Source organism: Armatimonas rosea (assembly GCF_014202505.1).
In the GTDB taxonomy this organism is placed as follows: Bacteria; Armatimonadota; Armatimonadia; order Armatimonadales; family Armatimonadaceae; genus Armatimonas; species Armatimonas rosea.
Window position 1 is genome coordinate 625,162 of record NZ_JACHGW010000001.1, and the last position, 19,181, is coordinate 644,342.

General features: G+C 63.8%; 15 protein-coding genes. 12 read left to right on the plus strand and 3 right to left on the minus strand.

The genetic code is table 11. The annotated features are described in order from the left end of the window. Positions 1–14 precede the first annotated feature (14 nt). Together HNQ39_RS02765 and HNQ39_RS02770 are read left to right on the plus strand one after the other, a co-directional pair. Positions 15–2,963, plus strand: a complete 2,949-nt coding sequence (locus HNQ39_RS02765; protein ID WP_184192428.1) for a DUF1549 domain-containing protein — start codon at positions 15–17, stop codon at positions 2,961–2,963. Beyond that, entirely contained in the window at positions 2,953–4,362 is a 1,410-nt protein-coding gene (locus HNQ39_RS02770; RefSeq protein ID WP_184192429.1) for a DUF1501 domain-containing protein, read from the plus strand. The genes HNQ39_RS02765 and HNQ39_RS02770 overlap by 11 nt, the downstream gene beginning before the upstream one ends. 140 nt (positions 4,363–4,502) lie before the next feature. Here HNQ39_RS02770 and HNQ39_RS02775 read toward each other — a convergent pair whose 3' ends face one another. Then, positions 4,503–6,302 (minus strand): sulfatase-like hydrolase/transferase, encoded by a 1,800-nt coding sequence (locus HNQ39_RS02775; protein WP_184192430.1) that lies wholly within the window; start codon positions 6,300–6,302, stop codon positions 4,503–4,505. Positions 6,303–6,366: 64 nt separating this feature from the next. Here HNQ39_RS02775 and HNQ39_RS02780 point away from each other — a divergent pair, with 64 nt between their 5' ends. The 10 genes from HNQ39_RS02780 (at position 6,367) to HNQ39_RS02825 (ending at position 15,021) form a co-directional block, all read left to right on the plus strand. After that, complete coding sequence (locus HNQ39_RS02780; RefSeq protein WP_184192431.1) at positions 6,367–7,362, plus strand: methyltransferase; 996 nt, start codon at positions 6,367–6,369, stop codon at positions 7,360–7,362. Next, complete coding sequence (locus tag HNQ39_RS02785; protein ID WP_184193477.1) at positions 7,362–7,892, plus strand: GNAT family N-acetyltransferase; 531 nt, start codon at positions 7,362–7,364, stop codon at positions 7,890–7,892. Before HNQ39_RS02780 ends, HNQ39_RS02785 begins: the two co-directional genes overlap by 1 nt. A 174-nt stretch (positions 7,893–8,066) precedes the next feature. Beyond that, positions 8,067–9,380 carry a hypothetical protein gene (locus HNQ39_RS02790; RefSeq protein ID WP_184192432.1) on the plus strand — a complete coding sequence of 438 codons (1,314 nt, stop codon included), beginning with the start codon at positions 8,067–8,069 and terminating at the stop codon, positions 9,378–9,380. Between the two features lie 384 nt (positions 9,381–9,764). Further along, positions 9,765–10,370: a class I SAM-dependent methyltransferase gene (locus tag HNQ39_RS02795; RefSeq protein ID WP_184192433.1), complete on the plus strand. Its 606-nt coding sequence runs from the start codon at positions 9,765–9,767 to the stop codon at positions 10,368–10,370. Next, the gene (locus tag HNQ39_RS02800) at positions 10,367–11,020 is read left to right on the plus strand and encodes a hypothetical protein (protein ID WP_184192434.1); all 654 of its coding nucleotides are present in this window, start codon (positions 10,367–10,369) and stop codon (positions 11,018–11,020) included. Before HNQ39_RS02795 ends, HNQ39_RS02800 begins: the two co-directional genes overlap by 4 nt. After that, on the plus strand, positions 11,013–12,566 hold the full coding sequence (locus HNQ39_RS02805) for a sialate O-acetylesterase (protein WP_184192435.1): 1,554 nt from the start codon (positions 11,013–11,015) through the stop codon (positions 12,564–12,566). Before HNQ39_RS02800 ends, HNQ39_RS02805 begins: the two co-directional genes overlap by 8 nt. 7 nt (positions 12,567–12,573) lie before the next feature. Next, the gene (locus HNQ39_RS02810; protein ID WP_184192436.1) at positions 12,574–12,867 is read left to right on the plus strand and encodes a hypothetical protein; all 294 of its coding nucleotides are present in this window, start codon (positions 12,574–12,576) and stop codon (positions 12,865–12,867) included. Further along, entirely contained in the window at positions 12,842–13,333 is a 492-nt protein-coding gene (locus HNQ39_RS02815) for a DUF4262 domain-containing protein (protein ID WP_184192437.1), read from the plus strand. The genes HNQ39_RS02810 and HNQ39_RS02815 overlap by 26 nt, the downstream gene beginning before the upstream one ends. Beyond that, complete coding sequence (locus tag HNQ39_RS02820; RefSeq protein WP_184192438.1) at positions 13,330–14,400, plus strand: alpha-hydroxy acid oxidase; 1,071 nt, start codon at positions 13,330–13,332, stop codon at positions 14,398–14,400. The genes HNQ39_RS02815 and HNQ39_RS02820 overlap by 4 nt, the downstream gene beginning before the upstream one ends. A gap of 21 nt (positions 14,401–14,421) precedes the next feature. Next, positions 14,422–15,021, plus strand: a complete 600-nt coding sequence (locus HNQ39_RS02825) for a PIN domain-containing protein (protein WP_184192439.1) — start codon at positions 14,422–14,424, stop codon at positions 15,019–15,021. On the opposite strand, the gene HNQ39_RS02830 is transcribed toward HNQ39_RS02825, so the two are convergent. Together HNQ39_RS02830 and HNQ39_RS02835 are read right to left on the minus strand one after the other, a co-directional pair. Then, complete coding sequence (locus HNQ39_RS02830; protein WP_184192440.1) at positions 15,018–16,466, minus strand: DUF1501 domain-containing protein; 1,449 nt, start codon at positions 16,464–16,466, stop codon at positions 15,018–15,020. The two genes, HNQ39_RS02825 and HNQ39_RS02830, sit on opposite strands and share 4 nt — an antisense overlap. After that, the gene (locus HNQ39_RS02835; protein WP_184192441.1) at positions 16,456–19,122 is read right to left on the minus strand and encodes a DUF1553 domain-containing protein; all 2,667 of its coding nucleotides are present in this window, start codon (positions 19,120–19,122) and stop codon (positions 16,456–16,458) included. Before HNQ39_RS02835 ends, HNQ39_RS02830 begins: the two co-directional genes overlap by 11 nt. Positions 19,123–19,181: the final 59 nt, after the last annotated feature.

Below are 19,181 nucleotides of genomic sequence, written 5' to 3' on the forward strand. Positions count from 1 at the left end.
GCTATAATGCCCCTGTGAGCAAGCAAGTTTTTTGTGCCGTCTCCGTCCTTGCGCCTCTTTTAGGGGCGCTCTCTCTCCCCGCGCCCGGTCAGAGCCAGAGCGGGACACAAGCCTTTGAGTCGAAGGTGCGCCCGACACTACTGGCGAAGTGTGTGAGCTGTCATGGCCCGAAGCAGCAGCTGGGGAACCTGCGGCTGGACCAGGCGATCTCCGCGGAGCAGGCACGCAAGCTCGTGGCGAGCGTGGCCTACACCGGAGCGCTGAAGATGCCGCCGTCGGGGAAGCTGCCTGCCGACGAGCTAGCGGCGCTGACCGGGTGGGCCGCGGCGGGCGCTCCCTGGCCCAGCGCCACCAAGTCGCCGAGCAAGCCCGCAGGGACCTTCTGGGCGTTTGTGCCGCCCAAGACTCCCGCGCTTCCCAAGGTAAAGGCCCGCTGGTGGGCACAGAACCCGCTCGATACGTTTGTACTTGCCAAGCTCGAAGCCAAGGGCCTCAAACCCGCGCCGCCCGCCGATCGGCGGACCCTGATCCGCCGCGCCACGTTTGATCTGACCGGCCTGCCGCCGACTCCCCAAGAGATCGACGCCTTTCTCGCCGATACGCAGCCTGGTGCCTTTGCCCGCGTCCTCGACCGCTTGCTGGCGTCGCCCGCCTACGGGGAGCGCTGGGGCCGACACTGGCTCGATGTGGCCCGCTACGCCGACTCCAACGGGGTCGATGAAAATTTAGTCTACGCCAACGCCTGGCGCTACCGGGACTGGGTGATCAAGGCGGTCAATGCCGACAAGCCGATTGATCGCTTTATCCAAGAGCAGCTCGCCGGCGACTTAATCCCCGGTGCGGGCGATGACGGCATTGTCGCGACCGGCTACCTGGCGCTGGGGCCCAAGATGCTTGCCGAAGACGATCCCGTTAAGCAGGAGCTGGACATTATCGACGAGCAAGTGGACACGCTGGGCAAGACCTTTATCGGCCTGACGATCGGCTGTGCGCGTTGCCACGACCACAAGTTCGACCCGATCCCCGCCCGCGACTACTATGCCTTAGCCGGGATCTTCAAGTCCACCAAGACCATGCTCAACTTCAAGAACATGGCCGACTGGAACGAGCGCCCGCTGGCTCCCAAAGAGGAGCAGGAGAAGCTCGCCGCGATCGAGGCGCAGATCAAGACCCGCCGCGACGAAGCCAATAAAAAGCGCGAGGCCGCCGAGAAGACTCTCTTAGCGCAGGTGCGCCCCCAGACCGCCGCCTACGAAAAAGCGGCCCGCCAGCTCCTCGCCACCCAGAAGGCCGCGACCGCGCTCACGGCGACGATCCCGACACCCGGTGGGGTGCCGCCCGTGGGAGCTCTCGTCCGCGAGGCGGAGGACTTCACCCAAGGCAACGTGCTGAAAGACAAGGGCGGCTTTGGCAAAGAGATCGGTGTGCTGGTCAATGCGGGCGAGTACCCCAACCGCACGGAGTACGAGCTCTCTGTCCCGACCGCCGGCCCCTACCAGCTCGACCTGCGCTACGCCTCGGGCGACCCACGGCCGATTCGTATCTATGTCAACGGTGCCCTGGTGGCGTCCACCGCTGCGGGGAAAGTGACCGGGGGCTTCTATCCCCAGCACCAGCAGTGGTTCGCCGAGGGAGTCTTTGCACTCAAGGCGGGAGTCAACACCATCAAGCTGGAGCGCGATAACTACTTCCCGCACATCGACAAGCTGCTCCTGGTCGCCCGCCCCGACCTGCCGCTCACCCAGAGCCTCGAAACGGTCGCCGCCGACTCCGGCCTGATCCCTGAGCTGGTGGCGGAGCTGGCCGAGCGCATCAAGGACGACAAGGAGATTCGGCTGGAGCTCCCCGACAAGCCCGACCGCCTCTTCCCTAAAGACGTCCAAGCGGAGCTCAAGCGCCTCGACGATGAGCGTATGGCGCTGGAGAAATCCCGCCCAGACCTGCCCCGCGCCATGGCCGTGAGCGAGGGAACCCCGACCAACCTGAAGGTGCACCTGCGCGGCAACTACCTGACGCTGGGCGAGGAGTGCGCCCGCCGCTTCCCGACCGCGATCTCGGGGGAGAACCAGCCTGCACTGCCGATGACCAGCAGTGGACGCCTGGAGCTGGCGCAGTGGCTCACCGACCCCAAGAACCCGCTCACGGCGCGGGTCTTTGTGAATCGGGTCTGGCGCTGGCGCTTTGGGCGCGGGATTGTCGGCTCCGTGGACAACTTCGGTGCCCTGGGCGACCTGCCCACCCACCCCGAGCTGCTGGACTGGCTGGCAACCACATTCGTCAAAGACGATGCCTGGAGCCTGAAGAAGCTCCACAAGCGCCTGATGCTCACCAACACCTACCAGATGAGCGGCCAGTTCGATAAAAACGCCGCCGCGCTCGACCCCGACAACCGCCTGCTCTGGCGCTTCCCCCGCCAGCGCCTAGAGGCCGAGGCCATTCGGGACAGCATCTTGGCGGTCGCCGGAACCCTGGACAAGACCATGGGCGGGACCCTGCTCACCTTCCGGCCGCGCCAGTATGTCACCAGCACCGCCAACGCCGACCCGGTCAAGTACGACAGCCGCCGCCGCGCGGTCTATCTCCCCGTAGTCCGTAGCGCCCTCTACGATGTCTACACCGCCTTCGACTTCGGCGACCCGACCGTCATGAACGGCGACCGCCCCAGCACGACCGTCGCGCCCCAGGCACTCTTCATGCTCAATAGCGCGGTGGTCCTCAGCGCCACCAAGGCCCAGTCCGAGGCGCTGCTGAAACAGCCCGAGCTAGACGACGAAGCGCGGATTCGCCAGCTCTACCTCACCTGCTACGGCCGCCCCGCCACCCTCGCCGAGGTGCTCCGTGCCTTCGACTTCCTCGCCCGCTTCGAGGCCGCCTATGCCAAGTCTCCGAATCCCCGCCTGAGCGCCTGGCAGAGCCTCTGTAAATCCCTGATCGCTGCCAATGAGTTTCTCTATGTGGACTAACAACGCAACTTCCCGCCGCCAGCTGCTGAAGAGCAGCGCCCTGGGCTTTGGCAACCTCGCGCTCCTAGGCCTGCTGGACCAAGAGGCGCGCGCCAGCTCTAGAGACACGCGCAACCCGCTGGCACCCAAGCCGCCGCAGTTCCCTGCCAAGGCCAAGCGGGTGATCTTTGTGTTCCTGCACGGGGGGCCATCCCAGGTGGACACCTTCGACCCCAAGCCGCTCCTCACCCGCGACCATGGTAAGCCCTTCCCCGGCCAGATTCCGCGCATTGTCTCCAGCCCCACGGGGAATCTCCTGAAGAGCCCGTGGCAGTTCAAGCACTACGGCCAGAGCGGGATCGAGGTGAGCGATCTCTTCCCGCATCTCGGCGGCTGTGTGGATGACCTGTGCTTTATCAACTCCATGCACGGCTCGAACTCCCGCCACGGCGGTGCCCTGCTGGAGCTCCACACCGGCAGCGACACGTTTGTCCGCCCGAGCATGGGCTCCTGGGTGACCTACGGCCTGGGCACGGAGAACCAGAACCTACCCGGCTTCCTGACGATCTGCCCGACCCTGACCCACGGCGGCGTGAACAACTGGAGCTCGGCGTTCTTGCCCGCATGGACTCAGGGAACACCCATCGGCAACGCCAGTATCGACGCGGCCCAGGCAAAGATCCCCTTCATCCAGAACACCGAGACCCCGAGCGAGGCACAGAAGCTGGAGCTGGAGCTGCTAGGTCAGCTGGGGCGCGAGCACCTGGCCCACACCGGCCCCGACCCCGCGCTCGAAGGGCGCCTGAGCTCGTTTGAGCTGGCCTTCCGCATGCAGCTCGCCGCCCCCGAGCTGCAAGAGATCACGGGTGAGTCTGAGGCGACCAAGAAGCTCTACGGCATGGACGATCCCAAGACGCGTAGCTTTGGGCACCAGTGTTTATTAGCGCGGCGCTTCTCCGAGAAGGGGGTCCGGTTTGTGCAGGTGACCCACTCCTACAAGTGGGATCAGCACGGGGACCTGCGGAAAGACCACGCCAGCAACGCCGCGGAAGTAGATAAGCCGATCGCCGGGCTTCTCAAGGACCTGAAGGCGCGCGGCCTGCTCAAAGACACGCTGGTGGTGATCGGCGGGGAGTTCGGGCGCACGCCGGTGGCCCAGGGCGACGATGGCCGGGACCACAACCCGCATGGCTTCACGCTCCTGCTCGCCGGTGGCGGCGTGAAAACGGGCTTCCGCTACGGCGCCACCGATGACTACGGCTTCTACGCCGTGCAGGACAAGTGCCATGTCCACGACTTCCACGCCACGATGCTCCACCTCATGGGAATCGACCACAAGAAGCTGACCTACTTCTACGGCGGCCGCAACTACCGCCTCACCGATGTCCATGGCGAGATCGCCACGGGGATTATTGCCTAAAGCGGGGCGGCGGGGATTTCGTCGGGGATTGGAAATCCCCGCCTCCGGTTTTTAGGAGCGTCCCGTGGACGCGTGGAGTCCAAGCGTCTCCCGCGTCCTCGGGACGCTCACTCCCTTCTGCCGGGGATTTCACCCCCCGGCTAACCCTCGGCTTTAATCCCCAGCTCGGCGAGCGAGGCGAAGGGGTTGCCATTGAGCTCCGAGAGGGCGCGGAGCAGAACATAGCGTCCCTTGGTTGGGGGGCAGGGAACCTCTTGGGCCGTCTTTGTTTTCTTTAGTGTCGCCTTCGCTATGGGCGGACCGAAGCGTTCCGGGGAGCTGCTCACACAGAACTCTACCTCTTTGATCGCCCCGTTCCAGCTCGCGTCCTGGCGCGCCAGGCAGACAAAGGCGGTGATGGTCACCTCCGCCCCGAGGTCGATCACGAGCTCATGGGGTGGGGGAGCTGCGCCGCCGGTGAAGCGGGTGTGCCAGAGCGTGCTCGGGTCGCTGTCGAAGGCGTTGCGGCCGTACTTTTGGTTGGCAATATTCTCACTGCTCACCCGCACCAGCTTCCAGTCTTTAGTGGGGAGCAGGCCGGGCACGGGCCAGTTTGCGCTCTTGCCCGCTGCCTTGGGCGTGTCGAAGCCGAACTTGGCGGCGCGGTCGCGCTCGTGCAGGTCGGTGCGGGCATAGGTGCCGACCCGTGCGGGTGTGTGCTCCCGCGCGGCGAGGGCACGCAGGCGCGCCAGAACCTCGGGCTTCTCGGCGGCGCGGTTGTGCGCCTCGCTGGGATCGGCCTTGAGATCGTAGAGCTCCCAGGCGGCGCTCTTACCGGGCTGGACGGCTTTCCAGTCGCCTTGACGCACGGCAGTCTGCCCGGCAATCTCCCAGTAGAGAAACTCGTGCTCTCGTTGCCGGTGGCCCAGGAGCTCTGGCAGGAAGCTGAGGCCGTCGCAGTCTTTAGGAACGGGCGCTCCGGTCAGCTCGGCGAGGGTGGGGAGGACATCGGGGAAGTACCACAGGTGCTCGCTGGTCCGCCCCCGCGCGATCTTTCCGGGCCACCAGGCAAGCGCCGGAATTCGCAGGCCGCCGTCGTAGAGGTCCCCTTTCTTGCCCCGGAACTCGACTCCGGTCTTGGGGTTCTTATTGGCACTGTGCACCCCGCGTGGCGCCTCTTTGGTGACAAAATAGTCGTTGCCGCCGTTGTCGCCGCTGAAGAGAAAGAGCGTGTTACGATCGAGCTTGAGCTCCTTGAGCAGTGCGATCAGCTCGCCCACCTGCCGGTCGATCATCGACACCATCGCGGCGTAGCGCCGGGCAGGCTCGGGCCAAGGCTTGTCTTTGTAGAGCGCCCACGCCGGGTCGGTGTCGGGGATATCGAAGATGCCGTGCGGCGGCGTGAAGGGCAGGTAGGCAAAGAACGGCCGATTTTTATTTTCACGGATGAACTTTACGGCTTCGTCGAAGATCGCGTAGTGCGCGTAGGTCTTGCCGTCGCTCCCGCCGTGGTTGCCGGGCAGGGGCACCTCCTCGCTATTTCGGACCAGGTAGGGCGTGTAGTAGGAGTGGGCGTGGACCTGGTCGTAGTAGCCAAAGAAGACATCGAAGCCGTGCTTCTCGGGGACACCGGTCGAGCCGCGCCCGCCATTGCCCCACTTCCCAAAGCCCCCGGTGGCGTAGCCCTGCGCCTTGAGCACCGTCGCAAGCGTCACCTCCCCCTCACGGAGCGGCGTTCCCCCATCGTTGTCCCGGACACTGGTGTGCCCGCTGTGCTTGCCCGTCAGAAAGCAGCAGCGTGTCGGGGCGCAGACCGCCGAGCCCGCGTAGCAGCGCGTGAAGCGCACGCCCTCCGCCGCGAGCCTATCGAGATTCGGGGTCTTGATGTTCGGGTTGCCCATGAACCCTGGCTCAAAGTAGCCTAGCTCGTCGGCCATGAGGTAGATAATATTCGGTTGCATATTGGGTAGGTTCCAGTACATCATAACCGATCCCGCGCTCGAAAGATGCTACACTTGCGTTACGATGTCTACCGAAATTGAGCCTTCGCCTGCTGCCTACCTGAGCCAGCGGATTGCTGATCTAGGGTTTACCCAGTGCCTCTTGCTGGCTGTCCAGCTTGGGATCGCGGACTTGCTGGAAGACGAGCCGCTCGCTTTGCAGGTGCTCGCGACAGCAACAAACACCCACGCTCCTTCGCTCTACCGCGTGCTCCGTGCGCTGGCGAGCCGTGGGGTATTTCAAGAGGAGCCCGACGGTCGTTTTGCCCTCACCCCTCTGGCCGACCCGCTGCGCAAGCGCTCCCCGCAGAGCCTCCATACCTGGGCGCTCTTTGCTGGAGGGGAGTCTGAGCGGCTCTGCTGGGCCAACCTGGAGTACAGTGTGCGCACCGGAAAGCCCGCCTTCGAGCACCTCTACGGCAAGGGGTGGTTCGACTATCTGGAGGAGCAACCCGAGCAGGCGAAGATCTTCAACGACCTCATGACGGGGGGAAGCGCCGCCGATGGAGCCGCGATCCTGGCAGCTCACGACTTTTCAGTTTACCGGAAGATTGTCGATGTGGGAGGCGGACACGGAGCCCTGCTGGGGCAGATTCTAGCGCAGAGTCCGCAGGCGACGGGCGTGCTCTTTGATGCCCCTTCGGTGATTGCGGGAGCGCACCTAGAGCGGGCGGAGTGCGTGGGGGGAGATTTCTTTGCTGCGGTCCCCGAGGGGGGAGACGCCTACGTGCTCAAGTACATCATCCACGACTGGGACGATGCACGGGCACGGCAGATTCTCCAGAACTGCCGGCGGGCGATGGCTCCCGGAGGGAAAGTTCTACTGGTGGAGATCGTCCTCCCACCGGGGAACACGCCCTCGCAGGGGAAGTTCTTGGACCTGACCATGATGCTCTATTTCCATAGTCGTGAGCGCACCGAGGAAGAGTACCGTGTGCTTCTGGCCGAGGCGGGCCTGCGCCTCGTGCGCACCACACCGACCACCGGGAACTTTAGCATTCTTGAGGCCGAGGCGGCGTGATCACCACCAACCGCTTGCTCCTGCGCCGCTGGCGCCCCAGCGACCGTGCCCCGTTTGCCGCCCTCAACGCCGACCCGCGCGTGATGGAGTGCTTCCCCAGCACCCTCACGACCGCCGAGAGCGACGCGATGGTAGACCGAATCGAGGCGCACTTCGCGGAGAAAGGCTTCGGCCTCTGGGCGGTCGAGGTGCCCGGAGTCGCGGCGTTTATCGGCTTCATCGGCCTCTCCACCCCGCGCTTCACGGCCCCCTTCACTCCCTGTGTCGAGATCGGCTGGCGGCTTGCGTATCAGCACTGGGGCCACGGCTACGCCACCGAGGGCGCAAAAGCCGCGCTCGCCTACGGCTTTAATACCCTCAAGCTCCCCGAGATCGTCGCCATGACCGCCGTCGGCAACCAGCGCTCGCGTCATGTGATGGAAAAGCTCGGCATGACCCACAACCCCACCGACGATTTCGATCACCCGTTGCTTCCCGCCGGGCATCCGATCACGCCGCACGTGCTGTATCGCGCTAGTGCGAGGAGTTGAAAATTCCTCGCTGAAGGCAGCAAGCTGCCGAAGGCCCTCTGGGCCGCATCTGTCTTCCGTCCGGCAGGACGTTCGGCGCGAAGCGCCTCTAGCGAGTCGGTTTTCAACCACTCGAAACTCGAAACGGGTAAAATTCCTGATTGTCCCCCCGTCGGGCGGGGCTAGGGGGGAAGTATGAAGCAAAGCGAAAGTATTAGCTCCCGGTGGGAGCTTTTTGTAGACGAGGGGCTGGTCGAGAGCAAGCGCGGGGTGGCGCTGTGGCTGAGCACGCCGGTGCGGCGGGAGGTCGTGCTGACGACGAATCAGCCCTGGGAAGGGCCGGCGAGCGCGTACTTTACGGCGATCCAGGACGGCAAGAAAGTGCGGCTCTACTACCGGGGCTACTGTCCGGGCGATCAGTCGCTGGAGCAGGTGACGTGCTTGGCGGAGAGCGACGACGGCATCCACTTCTCTCGCCCCAATCTCGGGCTGTTTGCGTTCCGGGGGGCGAAGGCCAACAATATTGTCTGGCAGGGGCTGGAGGCGCACAACTTCGCGCCGTTTCTCGACACCAATCCCAAGGCCCGGCCCGACGCGCGCTACAAGGCTTTGGGCGGGATCAATAGTAAGCTCTACGCCTTTGGCTCGCCCGACGGGGTGCGCTGGCAGAAGCTCAGCCCGACGCCTGTCCTGACTGACGGCACGTTCGACTCGCTCAACACGGCGTTCTTCGATGAGGCGCTGGGCAAGTACCGGCTCTACTCGCGCTACTTCACCCAGGGCGAGTACAGCGGCTACCGGGCGATCCAGAGCTGCCTCTCCGAGGACTTTTTGCGCTGGAGCAAGCCCGAGCCCAATCGCTACGCGCCGGGGACCCCCACCGAGCACTTCTACACCAACGCGGTCCGCCCCTGTCCCGGCGCCCCCCACGTTCTGCTCTCCTTCCCCAAGCGCTTCGTCCCCGAGCGCACCAAGCTCGCGGGCTACAAAGAGCCGGGTGTCTCCGATGCCGTCTTCATGAGCAGCCGGGATGGCCTGCACTGGAGCCGCCCGTTTCTAGAGGCGTGGCTGCGCCCCGGCCCCGACCCACACAACTGGACCCAGCGCAGCAACATGCCCGCCACCGGAATTATGGAAACGGGTGAGGGCGAGTTCTCCCTCTACGCCAGCGAGCACTACGACTGGCCCGACCATCGACTGCGCCGCCTCACCGTGCGCCGCCACGGCTTTGCTTCCGTGCACGCCGACGCCAGCGGCGGGGAGCTCACCACGCGCCCGCTTACGTTTACTGGCTCGCGCCTCGTTCTCAACTACGCCACCTCGGCGACGGGCAGCCTCCAAGTCGAGGTGCTCGATCCCGCAGGCAAGCCCCTCGCCCAGAGCAAGCCGCTCTTTGGCGACGAGCTAGAGGGGACGCTGGACCTAAACCTCGCCCCTCTAAGCGGCAAGCCCCTCAAGCTCCGCTTCCTCCTCAAAGACGCCGACCTCTACGCCTTTCGGATACGATAATTCATGACCACAACACAGACCGCCGCCAGCGACGGTCAGCTTGCCCCGCACGTGCTTTATCGAATCTCTAAGTTACAAAGTATGTTAAACTTCGATGCATGAGAAAATGTCCGTATTGTAGTGCCCCTCTCAGTTTCCTTGGTGTTATGCGCATAACCCGATGGTCTCCTTACCTCTGCCCCAAGTGCAAACAAAAATCAGTGGTGCCAATGTGGCAGCTGATGCTTATTGGGGGGGCAGGCGGCGGCTTAGGGGCAGTAGGGATAGGCTACCTCTTCCCAAAATACATACTTTACTCGGCATTGTCTCTTGTCTTTTTAGTCATCCTACTCACCTTTTCTATGATGCTAATCTGCTCTTTTGAAAAGGAAAAATGATCGTTTTATGACCACCGCGCAGACCGCCGCTAGCTACGACCAGATCGCCCCGCACTGGGCCGAGGAGTCGTTCAACCACGAGAACGGGATCGCGCAGCACGAGCGGGCACTGCGCTTTGCGCCACCGACAGGCCGGGCGATCGATGTGGGCTGTGGCAGTAGCGGGCGGATTCTGATGCTCTTGCAGAAACACGGCTACGACGCCGAGGGGCTGGATTTCTCAACCGAGATGCTGGCGCTGGCGCGGCGCAAGCACCCCGAGACGGTCTTTCACCACGCCGATATCTGCACCTGGGAGTTTCCCCGCGCCTACGAGTTTATCTCTGCCTGGGACAGCATCTGGCACGTCCCGCTGGAGCACCACGCGGCAGTACTGGAGAAGCTCTGCGCTGCCCTCGCGCCCGGCGGCGTCCTGATCTTCACCAGTGGTGGCGTGGACGCGCCCGATGAGGTCACCAACCCCTGCCACGGCCAGCCGCTCTACCACGCCGCCCTCGGAATCCCCGAGCTACTGCGCCTGATCGACCGATTTGGCTGTATCTGCCGCCACCTGGAGTACGACCAGCACCCGGAGCTACATCTCTACGTGATTGTCCAAAAGGAAGTTTTATGACCGCAACGCAGATTCTTACGCGCATGGCTGAAGCCTATGCCACTTGCTCTTCCTACTCAGATACAGGGGTGGTAAGCACGAGTTTTATTAAGCCTAACGGCACCCGCACCCTGGAGAAGCCTTTCAGCACCGCCTTTATCCGCCCGGATCGTTTTCGCTTTGAGTACCAGGAGAGTGGTGACCGCCACTTCGCCTGGCGCGAGGGAGCCACGGTGCGGGTGGAGTGGCTCAAACCGGGGATTACAAAAATACTGGAGACGATGCCTCACTACCAGCAGCTGATGCACCCGGAGTCACTGGCGATGGCACTGGCAGGGATGACGGGGGTCTCCGGGAGCTCGGCGCATACCATCCCAACGCTCTTGCTCCCCGACGAAATCGGGGGGCGGCGGCTAACCGACATGACCGAGGTGCATCGAAGGGATGATGCCTTACTGGAGGGCGAGGGAGCGGAGTGCTACCTAGTTGCAGGAAACTACTCGGGGCACCCTATGGTCGTATGGATCGAGAAGGCGACCTTTTGCGTTCGGCGGATCGAGGCGCAGCATCCGTTTGAGGGCTTTCGCACCGAGACAACAACGACCTACTTCCCTGCAATCAATGGAGCGATCGACGAAGACCTGCTGTGTTACAATCGGAGCCATGGTTAAGCCAGTCAAGGTCTTTCTCTTTGCGGGACAGTCGAACATGGTGGGCGCGGATGCCCACCCGGAGCGCATCGACCGCTTTCCGCTCTTTCAGGGTGCCGGTGCGCCGCAGCCCGAGGTGCGCTATATCACGCTGCAGCTTCAGAACGAGGGCTGGGGAGCGCTTCGGCCTCTTGACGCGTTTGGGCCGGAGCTGACCTTCGCACGGCTGGTGAAAAAGTACGACAACTCCCCGCTGGCGATCATCAAGTCCGCGATTGGCGGCACCAATGCGGTCTACGACTGGAACCCGGATGCGCCGGAAAATGGCCAGAAACTCTACCCGCGGACGCTCCAGCTTGTGCGTGAGGCGCTTGCCGCGCTGGAGAAGCAAAACACTCGCTACCAGCTGGAGGCCGTGATCTGGCACCAGGGCGAGAACGACATGCTCGACCGCAAGGTGAACACGGCCTACGCCGCCAACCTCCGCAAGATTATCCAGCGCCTCCGCACCGATCTGCAGCTCCCCAAGCTCAAGTGGTTTCTGGGCGAGGTGAGCGAGAAGGGGATCTGGGGGATGGACAACCGCGCGAATCTGGCCGTCCTTCGCGCCCAGCAAGACCAGCTCCTCGCGTCCGATCCTCTGCTGCGCTGGGTGCCGACCTCGCACCTAGCCTTCGACGTGATGGACAGCGGGCAGCCACACTACCACTTTGGGACGCAGGGGCAGCTCCAGCTCGGGGAGGCGTTCGGGGCGGCGTACTTGAAGGAGATCGGAAAGCTCCCCAAGCCCAAAGAGCGCAAGTTCGCCAAGGGCCTGCCCATCGCCAAGAAGCAGCGTGTCCGGCTGTTTATTCTCGGGGGGGAGCGCAACATGGAGGGGGAGGATGCGTTTGCAAGCGAGCTCCCCGCCGCGCTCGCACAGCCGCAGAGCCAGATAGTCTTTCGCTACGTGCTGGGGGGAGGATTCCAGAGTTCTAGAGACTGGGAGCCGCTCGGTCCGGTGAGCGATCTGGGCAACTTTGGCCCGGAGCTGAGCTTGGGGGCGCAGCTACGGAAGACGCTTCCTGCCAGCGACGGCATCGCGCTTCTGAAGTTCACGCACAGCGGGGCGCAGGGGCTGGACTGGTTGCCGCAGGGCACGCCGGAGAGCCGCCGCAACCTCTATCCCAAGTTTCTCGCCTTCGTCCGCGCCGCCCACGATGACCTCACGCGCCAGGGCTACGCGCCGACCTGGGAGGGGGTCTTCTGGCACCCCGGCGAGAACGATACCTACTTCTACGCCCGTAGCTACGCCGCGTGGCTCAAGGCGCTGATCACCCAGCTGCGCCAAGACCTCGGCCAGCCGACCCTCCCCTGGTTTGTCTCCGAGCAGCACCCCAAGGCGATCTGGAAGAACATGGCGGCGCTCAATGCAAGCCTGCGCGAGCTGGCCCAGACCGACAAGCAGCTGGTGGTTGTCAAGACCGATCACTTGCCCCACCAGCGCGTCCACTTTGGGACACAGGGGACGATTCTGCTAGGCGAGGCACTGGCCCAAGCCTATCTAACAACTCCGACACGTCCATAATCTGGTTATGCAAACCGCTCCGCCTTCGCGCGTCTTCCAAGCCATCGGCCTCTGTCTTATCGTTGTGGGGCTTGTCTTTGTCGCCGCGCACCTTGGGTGGGTGGAGCTGCCCGTCCGAGGGCTACACCGGGGACGGATTCGTACCCCGAGCGATCCGCTCTTTCCCTGGCTCGGAGCCTGTATCGGCCTGCTGGGAGCGGTGTTTCTGGTGGGGGAGAAGCGCCCTCGTCTACGGGCAAATCTCGGGCTGCTTACCTTTGCAGCAATGGCCATAGTTGTCATCTCCTCAATTTTCCGGTGAAATGCTGGTGATGTCCGCTAATTTTGACCAGGAAATCCTTGAAAAAATCGCTAGTTTTGGGTGCTCGGTAGTTCATATCCCTGCTGAAGACGACCTTCCACCTTTTTCGTTCTCGGTAGGTATCACCAAAACCGTCGCAGCTCCTGAGCTAATTGTGATCGGGCTCCGGCAAGAGCTGGCGCACGTGCTCATCAACGACTACTATGAGCATCTTCGGGGCGGTGAGACCTTTCGGGCAGGAGAGCGCTACGCAGGCTTCCTTGAAGGATTTGACGTTGTAATGGCGCGGGTGGCGGAGTCCTTTTACGAGGAGTACTTGGGCTATAATCTCGGGTTCTACGAGGGGGCAAACTTTGAGGTACTTCAGCTGATCTACCCCAATACCCAAGGCTTCTGGCCGTGGGAGGCTGAGGCGGATGCTTGGTTTCGTGCACGCCAACCCTTGCTTCAGGAGGAAGGGAGATGAGTATTCCTCTCAACCTCCGTGAGTACGAGCAGCGGGCACGGGAGCTTCTGCCACAAGCAACCTACGACTACTACGCCGGCGGCGCGGGCGACGAAATCACCGTGCGCGAGAACGAGCAGGCGTGGGCCGGTTTGCGCTTCCGTCCGCGTGTCTTTGTCGATGTGAGTTCCTGCGAGACCGCGACCACGATCCTGGGCCAGCCCGTTGCGTTTCCTCTCCTGACCGCCCCGTGTGCCTTCAACCAGCTCGCCCACCCCGACGGTGAGCTGGCCGTGGCACGCGCAACAGCCGCCGCCGGGGTGATCCAGACTTTGAGCACGATGGCATCGCGCTCGCTGGAGGAGGTTGCTGGGGCCTCGGCAGGGACGCGTTGGTTTCAGCTCTACTGTCAGCGCGACCGGGGCGTGACCAAGGCCCTGATAGAGCGCGCGGAGGCGGCGGGATTTGCCGCGCTCTGCCTGACGGTGGATGTGCCCGCGACCGGCAACCGCGAGCGGGACTTTCGCAATAACTTTCAGGTGCCCCCGTCGATCCGGCTGGCGAACCTGGAGCCGTATCTCCCCTTGGGCTCCGGTGAGCTGGCGCTGCACCACTACGCCCGAGACCAGTTCGATGCGAGCCTTACCTGGGAGTCGCTGGCATGGCTTCGGAGCATCACGCGCCTGCCAATCGTGGTGAAGGGGGTGCTGACCGCTGAAGATGCGCTTCTTGCGGTTCAGCACGGTGTCGCGGGGATTGTCGTCTCTAACCATGGTGGCCGCCAGCTGGATAGCGTCGTCAGCACCGCCGATGCCCTCCCGGAGATCGCCGCCGCGGTGCAAGGTCAGGCCGAGGTCTATGTGGATGGCGGTATCCGTCGCGGCACCGATATCCTAAAAGCCCTCGCCCTCGGAGCCCGCGCGGTGCTGATCGGCCGCCCCTACCTCTGGGCACTGGCCGTGAGTGGCGAGGCAGGGGTCGCGCATGTTCTCCAGCACCTCCACGACGACCTAAAGCTCGCGATGGCCCTCGCCGGTTGCCCAAAACTGAGTGATATTGGTTCAGGATTCGTATGTCGGCTCAGGTAAAATAAAGACCAGAGAACCAATTTGCGTACGAATTACATTCTCATTGATCTGGAAAATATACACCCAGAAACGCTTGTCGCATTGGAACCAGAGCTGTTTCATGTGATTGTTTTTGTAGGGGCAAATCAAACCAAAATAGCCTTTGATACTGCGATGGCGTTGCAGAAAAAAGGGGATAAAGCGGAGTATGTGAAGGTCTCTGGTACAGGGCACAATGCCCTCGATTTTCATATCGCCTTTTACCTGGGACAGCTCGCTACCGCTGACCCTACAGGATTCTTTCATATTCTCTCCAAGGATACAGGCTTTGATCCCTTGCTTCAGCATCTAAAAGCACGAAAGATCTTTGTGGGAAGAGTAAGCGATATTTCAGAGATCAGTGCGGTAAAAGTGGCAAATGTAAAAACGACCGACGACAAAATTGCTGCTATTGTTAGTAAACTTCAGCAAATGAAATCATCGAAACCTCGCACGGTAAACACTCTCGCAAGGACGATCTCGGCACTTTTTCAGAAACAGCTCCCTGAGAATGACATCTCAGCGCTTGTTACGTTGCTGGAAAAGAAGAAACTCATCTTGGTTACGGATACAAAGGTGACCTACTCGCTTCCTGCTGCCTAGCTAAGAATCCCGCGGATCACTTCTCCGTGGACATCGGTGAGGCGGTAGTTTCTACCGCCGTAGGGGTAGGTGAGCTTGGTGTGGTCGATCCCGAGTAGATGCAAGACCGTGGCGTGGAAGTCGTAGACAGTGACGGGGTTCTCGGCGGTGTCGTAGCCGATCTCATCGGTGGCACCGTAGGTGACGCCGGGCTTGAGGCCCGCGCCGGCCATCCAGCAGGTGTAGGCGAGGTGGTGGTGGTCCCGGCCCGTCTTTCCGATTCCCTGCGTGATGGGGGTCCGCCCAAACTCCGTTGTCCAGAGGATGAGGGTATCGTCGAGCATCCCACGCTGCTTGAGATCGGTGAGGAGTGCCGCGACCGGCTGGTCCATGCTCCGGGCCTGCTTGGTGTGGTTTTCTGTAATATCCTCGTGGGCGTCCCAGTTGATGCGCGGCGAGCCAAACGCCCCGCCGTGGTAGAGCTGGACAAAGCGCACGCCTTTTTCGAGCAAGCGCCGGGCCAGCAGGCAGTTGCGCCCAAAGCCCCCCGCGATGGGATCGTCGAGGCCGTAGAGCTTCTTGATGTGCTCGGGTTCTTGGTCGAACGCCACCACCTGCGGGATGCTGGTCTGCATGCGCGCCGCCAGCTCATAGGCCTTGATCCGTGCCGCCAGCGCCGAGTCGCCGGGGTGGGCCGCCCCAAACTCCTGGTTCATCGTCCCGAGGAGCCCCAGCGCCGCCTGTCGGTCTGCGGGCTTGATCGTGTCGGGGGGGAAGAGGTTATCGACCGGCTGGCCCTTGGGATTGAACGCCGTTCCCTGGTGGGTGGCGGGGAGAAACCCGGAGGTCCAGTTGATCGCGCCGCCCGCGGGGAGCCCGCGCGGATCGGGGAGGACCACGAAGGCGGGCAGGTCCTGGCTGAGCGTCCCGAGGCCATACGAGAGCCACGCCCCCAGGCAGGGGAAGCCATTGAGCGTGAAGCCCGAGTTCATCTGAAAGGTCGCGGGGGTGTGGTTGGCGGACTTGGCCTTCATCGACGAAAGAAACGTGATGTCGTCGACGCGCTCGGCGATGTGGGGCAGGAGCTCGCTCACCCAGCGCCCGCTCTTGCCGTGCTGCTTGAAGGCGAAGGGGCTCTTCATCAGGTTGCCGGGCTGGGCAAAGAACGTGTCAAAGACCTTCTTGCACTCCTGGCCATCGCGCTTGATGAGCTCGGGCTTGTAGTCGAAGGTGTCGAGGTGGCTGACACCGCCGCAGCAAAATATTTGGATGACGCGTTTGGCTGCCCCCCCTGCCCCCGTCCGACGGGGGGGAGAAAAGGAAAATTCCGCATTGTCCCCCCGCCGGGCGGGGGTTAGGGGGGAAGCACTCGCCTCATCCACTAAGAGGGCGGCGAGGGCGATGGAGCCGAGGCCTCCGGCGGCTTGGGTGAGGAAGTGGCGGCGATTGGGGAGGCTATTTTGCATAGAGGAACTCACTGGCGTTGAGGAGGGCCCAGCAGAGGCTATCGAGCGGGTGGGCGCTCAGGTGCGTGAGGGCGCGGGTGCGCTCTGCGAGGGTGGGGGGGCGGCCAAAGGCGAGGGTGTAGGCGTGGGCGACCTGGCGACTCGGCTCGCTTCCGGCTTCTTTTGCCACCCGCTCGGCGAAGGCGCGGGACTGGCGTAGGACAAAGCTGTCGTTCATCAGCGCGAGTGCTTGGAGAGGGGTTGTCGTCACCGTGCGTCGTGCGGTCTTGGTGGAGGGATCGGGGCAGTCGAAGTTCTCCAGCAGGGGGCTGCGGGCGCTCTGGACAATCATCCGGTAGAGCGTGCGGCGGTTAAACTCCGGGGTGTCTCTATCGAGCAGGGTGTAGAAATCGGAGGTGAAGGTCGAGACCGTGAAGGGGCGGAAGCTGGGGCCGCCGACCGCGGGGTTGAGCTTGCCGCTGACCGCCAGCATGCTATCCCGGATCGCCTCGGCCTCCAGGCGACGCGGGGCCATGCGCCAGAGCAGGCGGTTGTCGGGGTCGAGGGCGATGCCACGTGGGTTGGAGGCGCTGGACTGGCGGTAGGTGCTGGAGAGCAGGATCGCGCGGTGCAGGCGCTTGAGGCTCCACTCGCCGGGGCCGGAGAAGGCTGTGGCGAACCAGTCCAGGAGCTCGGGGTGGGTGGGGGCCTCGCCGTTGTTGCCAAAGTCGCTGGGAGTGCCCACGATCCCGCGCCCAAAGTGCCCCTGCCAGACACGGTTGACCATCACGCGCGCCGTCAGCGGGTTTTTCGGGTTGGTGACCCAGGTCGCCAGGGCGAGGCGTCGGGGGCCATCGGGTGTCTCCGTGGTCAGGCCAAAATCCGCAGAGCACTCCGTGAGTGCGCTCAGCGCTCCGGGCGTGACCAGCTCGCCCTGGGACTGCACATCGCCGCGGGGGAGGATATAGGTGGGGCCGGGGCGCTGGGAGTTGACCCCGTAGGTCTGCACAGGCGTCTCGACACTCACCCGCTGTGCCTGTAGCCGCTCCAGCTCCGCCTGGAGCGCGGCCCGGCGCGTGCGCTCATCGGGGGAGAGGCCTCGCTCCAGCGCCTCGGGAGTGACATAAAACGGTGCGCTCGCAAACGACTCCGCCACCTCGGTAGCCGTCAGGGCGCGGTTGTAGAGGCGTGCCTCCTCGATTTCTCCGCTCAGCGTGTCGCCCGAGCCGGTGTGGCGCAGCCCAAAGAGAGCATGGCTCTTGCCCGCGGGGTAGGTCCGCAGGCTCGCCCCCTCGCCGTCGGGGGTGTAGGCGGCACCGTAGGGCTTCCCATTGCGGTAGACCTGGATGCGGTTGTCGGCGTGGTAGACAATCGCGACCTGGACCAGCTCCCCCGGCGTCTCTTGGGGGGCCTCCAGGTCGCGGGTGCGGTGGTAGAACTCGCTCCCGGCGAACCACTTGCCCCGCTGGCGCTCCCCGAGAACAATGGCATCGAAGGCACCGCCGCCGTCGGTCTCCAGCGTGAGCGCACTGCCTCCGCGCTGGTTCAGGTCGGTGAGGCGCACCCAGGTCTCCAGGGTCTTCTCCTGCACCGCGACAGGGAGCGGCGCGCTCTCAAAGCTCGCTCCGGCTCCCGCCAGCCGAAGCCGACCGTTTCGGAGCTGTGCGCCCCCCCGGAGCGTCCCACCGTCGAGGCTCTCAAAGCTCCAGCGCAGAAGGGGCGCGGGGCCGCCGGGGGCGGGGTGGGCGCTCTTCTCTTGGAGCAGGCGGGTACGGACCGGCTCCTCAAGGCGACGGAGGGTGTCCAGGGCCTCGGCTTGCTGGTTGCGCAGGCTGGCTGCCTGTCGGGCACGAAGGTCGAGCTGCTCTTGCGGGACGACAGGACGGTTTCCGGGGTGGGCTCCGATCAGCGCAGCCTTCAGGCGGTAGTAGTCCTTGGCGGAGATGGGGTCGAACTTGTGGTCGTGGCAGCGCGCACAGTTGGTGGTCAGCCCCAGAAAGGTCTGCCCCACCACCCCGATCATGTCCTCCAGCTCCTCCTCACGCGCCCGGAGCCGCACGAGGGTTCCTGGGGCGCTCTTCCCCGCCTCGTCCATGGGCCCCGCGACCAGAAAGCCCGTGGCGATCACCCCCTCGGGGCCGGCGCCGGGGAGCACATCGCCGGCGAGCTGCTCGCGCACAAACTGGTCGTAGGGCTTGTCGCGATTGAGGGCACCGACCACGTAGTCGCGGTAGCGCCAGGCGTTCTCGCGGACATGGTCGTACTCGTAGCCGTGGCTCTCGCCAAAGCGTGCGACATCCAGCCAGTGCCGCGCCCAGCGCTCGCCGTAGTGGGGCGAGGCTAGCAGGCGATCCACGAGCTTCTCGTAGGCGGTAGGGGAGGTGTCGGCGAGAAACGCGTCTATCTCTTGCGGTGTCGGGGGCAGGCCGGTCAGATCGAACGTGACACGCCGGATCAGTGTCCGCTTGTCCGCCTCCGGGGCGGGCCTCAGGCCCTTGGCCTCGAGCTTGGCCAGCACGAAGGCATCGATGGGGTTGCGAACCCAGCCCACGGTCTTGACAGCGGGCACCGCGGGAAGCGCAACCGGCTGGAGCGACCAGAGCTTCGTCTCACGGCGTGCCAGCGCGAGCGTGCTCAGGAGAGCAAGAGGAAGCAAGGCGATAAGGCGTCGGTGCATGGCGTGGCTTATTGTACACAATTTCGCCCCAAGAGCATGGGGAGAAGCGATCTCGGGTT

Bases quoted from the DNA above. Each gene is read 5' to 3' on its own strand.
- HNQ39_RS02835 (WP_184192441.1), bottom strand. From the start codon at position 19,122: ATGCACCGACGCCTTATCGCCTTGCTTCCTCTTGCTCTCCTGAGCACG.
- HNQ39_RS02820 (WP_184192438.1), top strand. From the start codon at position 13,330: ATGAGTATTCCTCTCAACCTCCGTGAGTACGAGCAGCGGGCACGGGAG.
- HNQ39_RS02805 (WP_184192435.1), top strand. From the start codon at position 11,013: ATGGTTAAGCCAGTCAAGGTCTTTCTCTTTGCGGGACAGTCGAACATG.
- HNQ39_RS02800 (WP_184192434.1), top strand. From the start codon at position 10,367: ATGACCGCAACGCAGATTCTTACGCGCATGGCTGAAGCCTATGCCACT.
- HNQ39_RS02790 (WP_184192432.1), top strand. From the start codon at position 8,067: ATGAAGCAAAGCGAAAGTATTAGCTCCCGGTGGGAGCTTTTTGTAGAC.
- HNQ39_RS02810 (WP_184192436.1), top strand. From the start codon at position 12,574: ATGCAAACCGCTCCGCCTTCGCGCGTCTTCCAAGCCATCGGCCTCTGT.
- HNQ39_RS02795 (WP_184192433.1), top strand. From the start codon at position 9,765: ATGACCACCGCGCAGACCGCCGCTAGCTACGACCAGATCGCCCCGCAC.
- HNQ39_RS02780 (WP_184192431.1), top strand. From the start codon at position 6,367: ATGTCTACCGAAATTGAGCCTTCGCCTGCTGCCTACCTGAGCCAGCGG.
- HNQ39_RS02830 (WP_184192440.1), bottom strand. From the start codon at position 16,466: ATGCAAAATAGCCTCCCCAATCGCCGCCACTTCCTCACCCAAGCCGCC.
- HNQ39_RS02775 (WP_184192430.1), bottom strand. From the start codon at position 6,302: ATGCAACCGAATATTATCTACCTCATGGCCGACGAGCTAGGCTACTTT.
- HNQ39_RS02770 (WP_184192429.1), top strand. From the start codon at position 2,953: ATGTGGACTAACAACGCAACTTCCCGCCGCCAGCTGCTGAAGAGCAGC.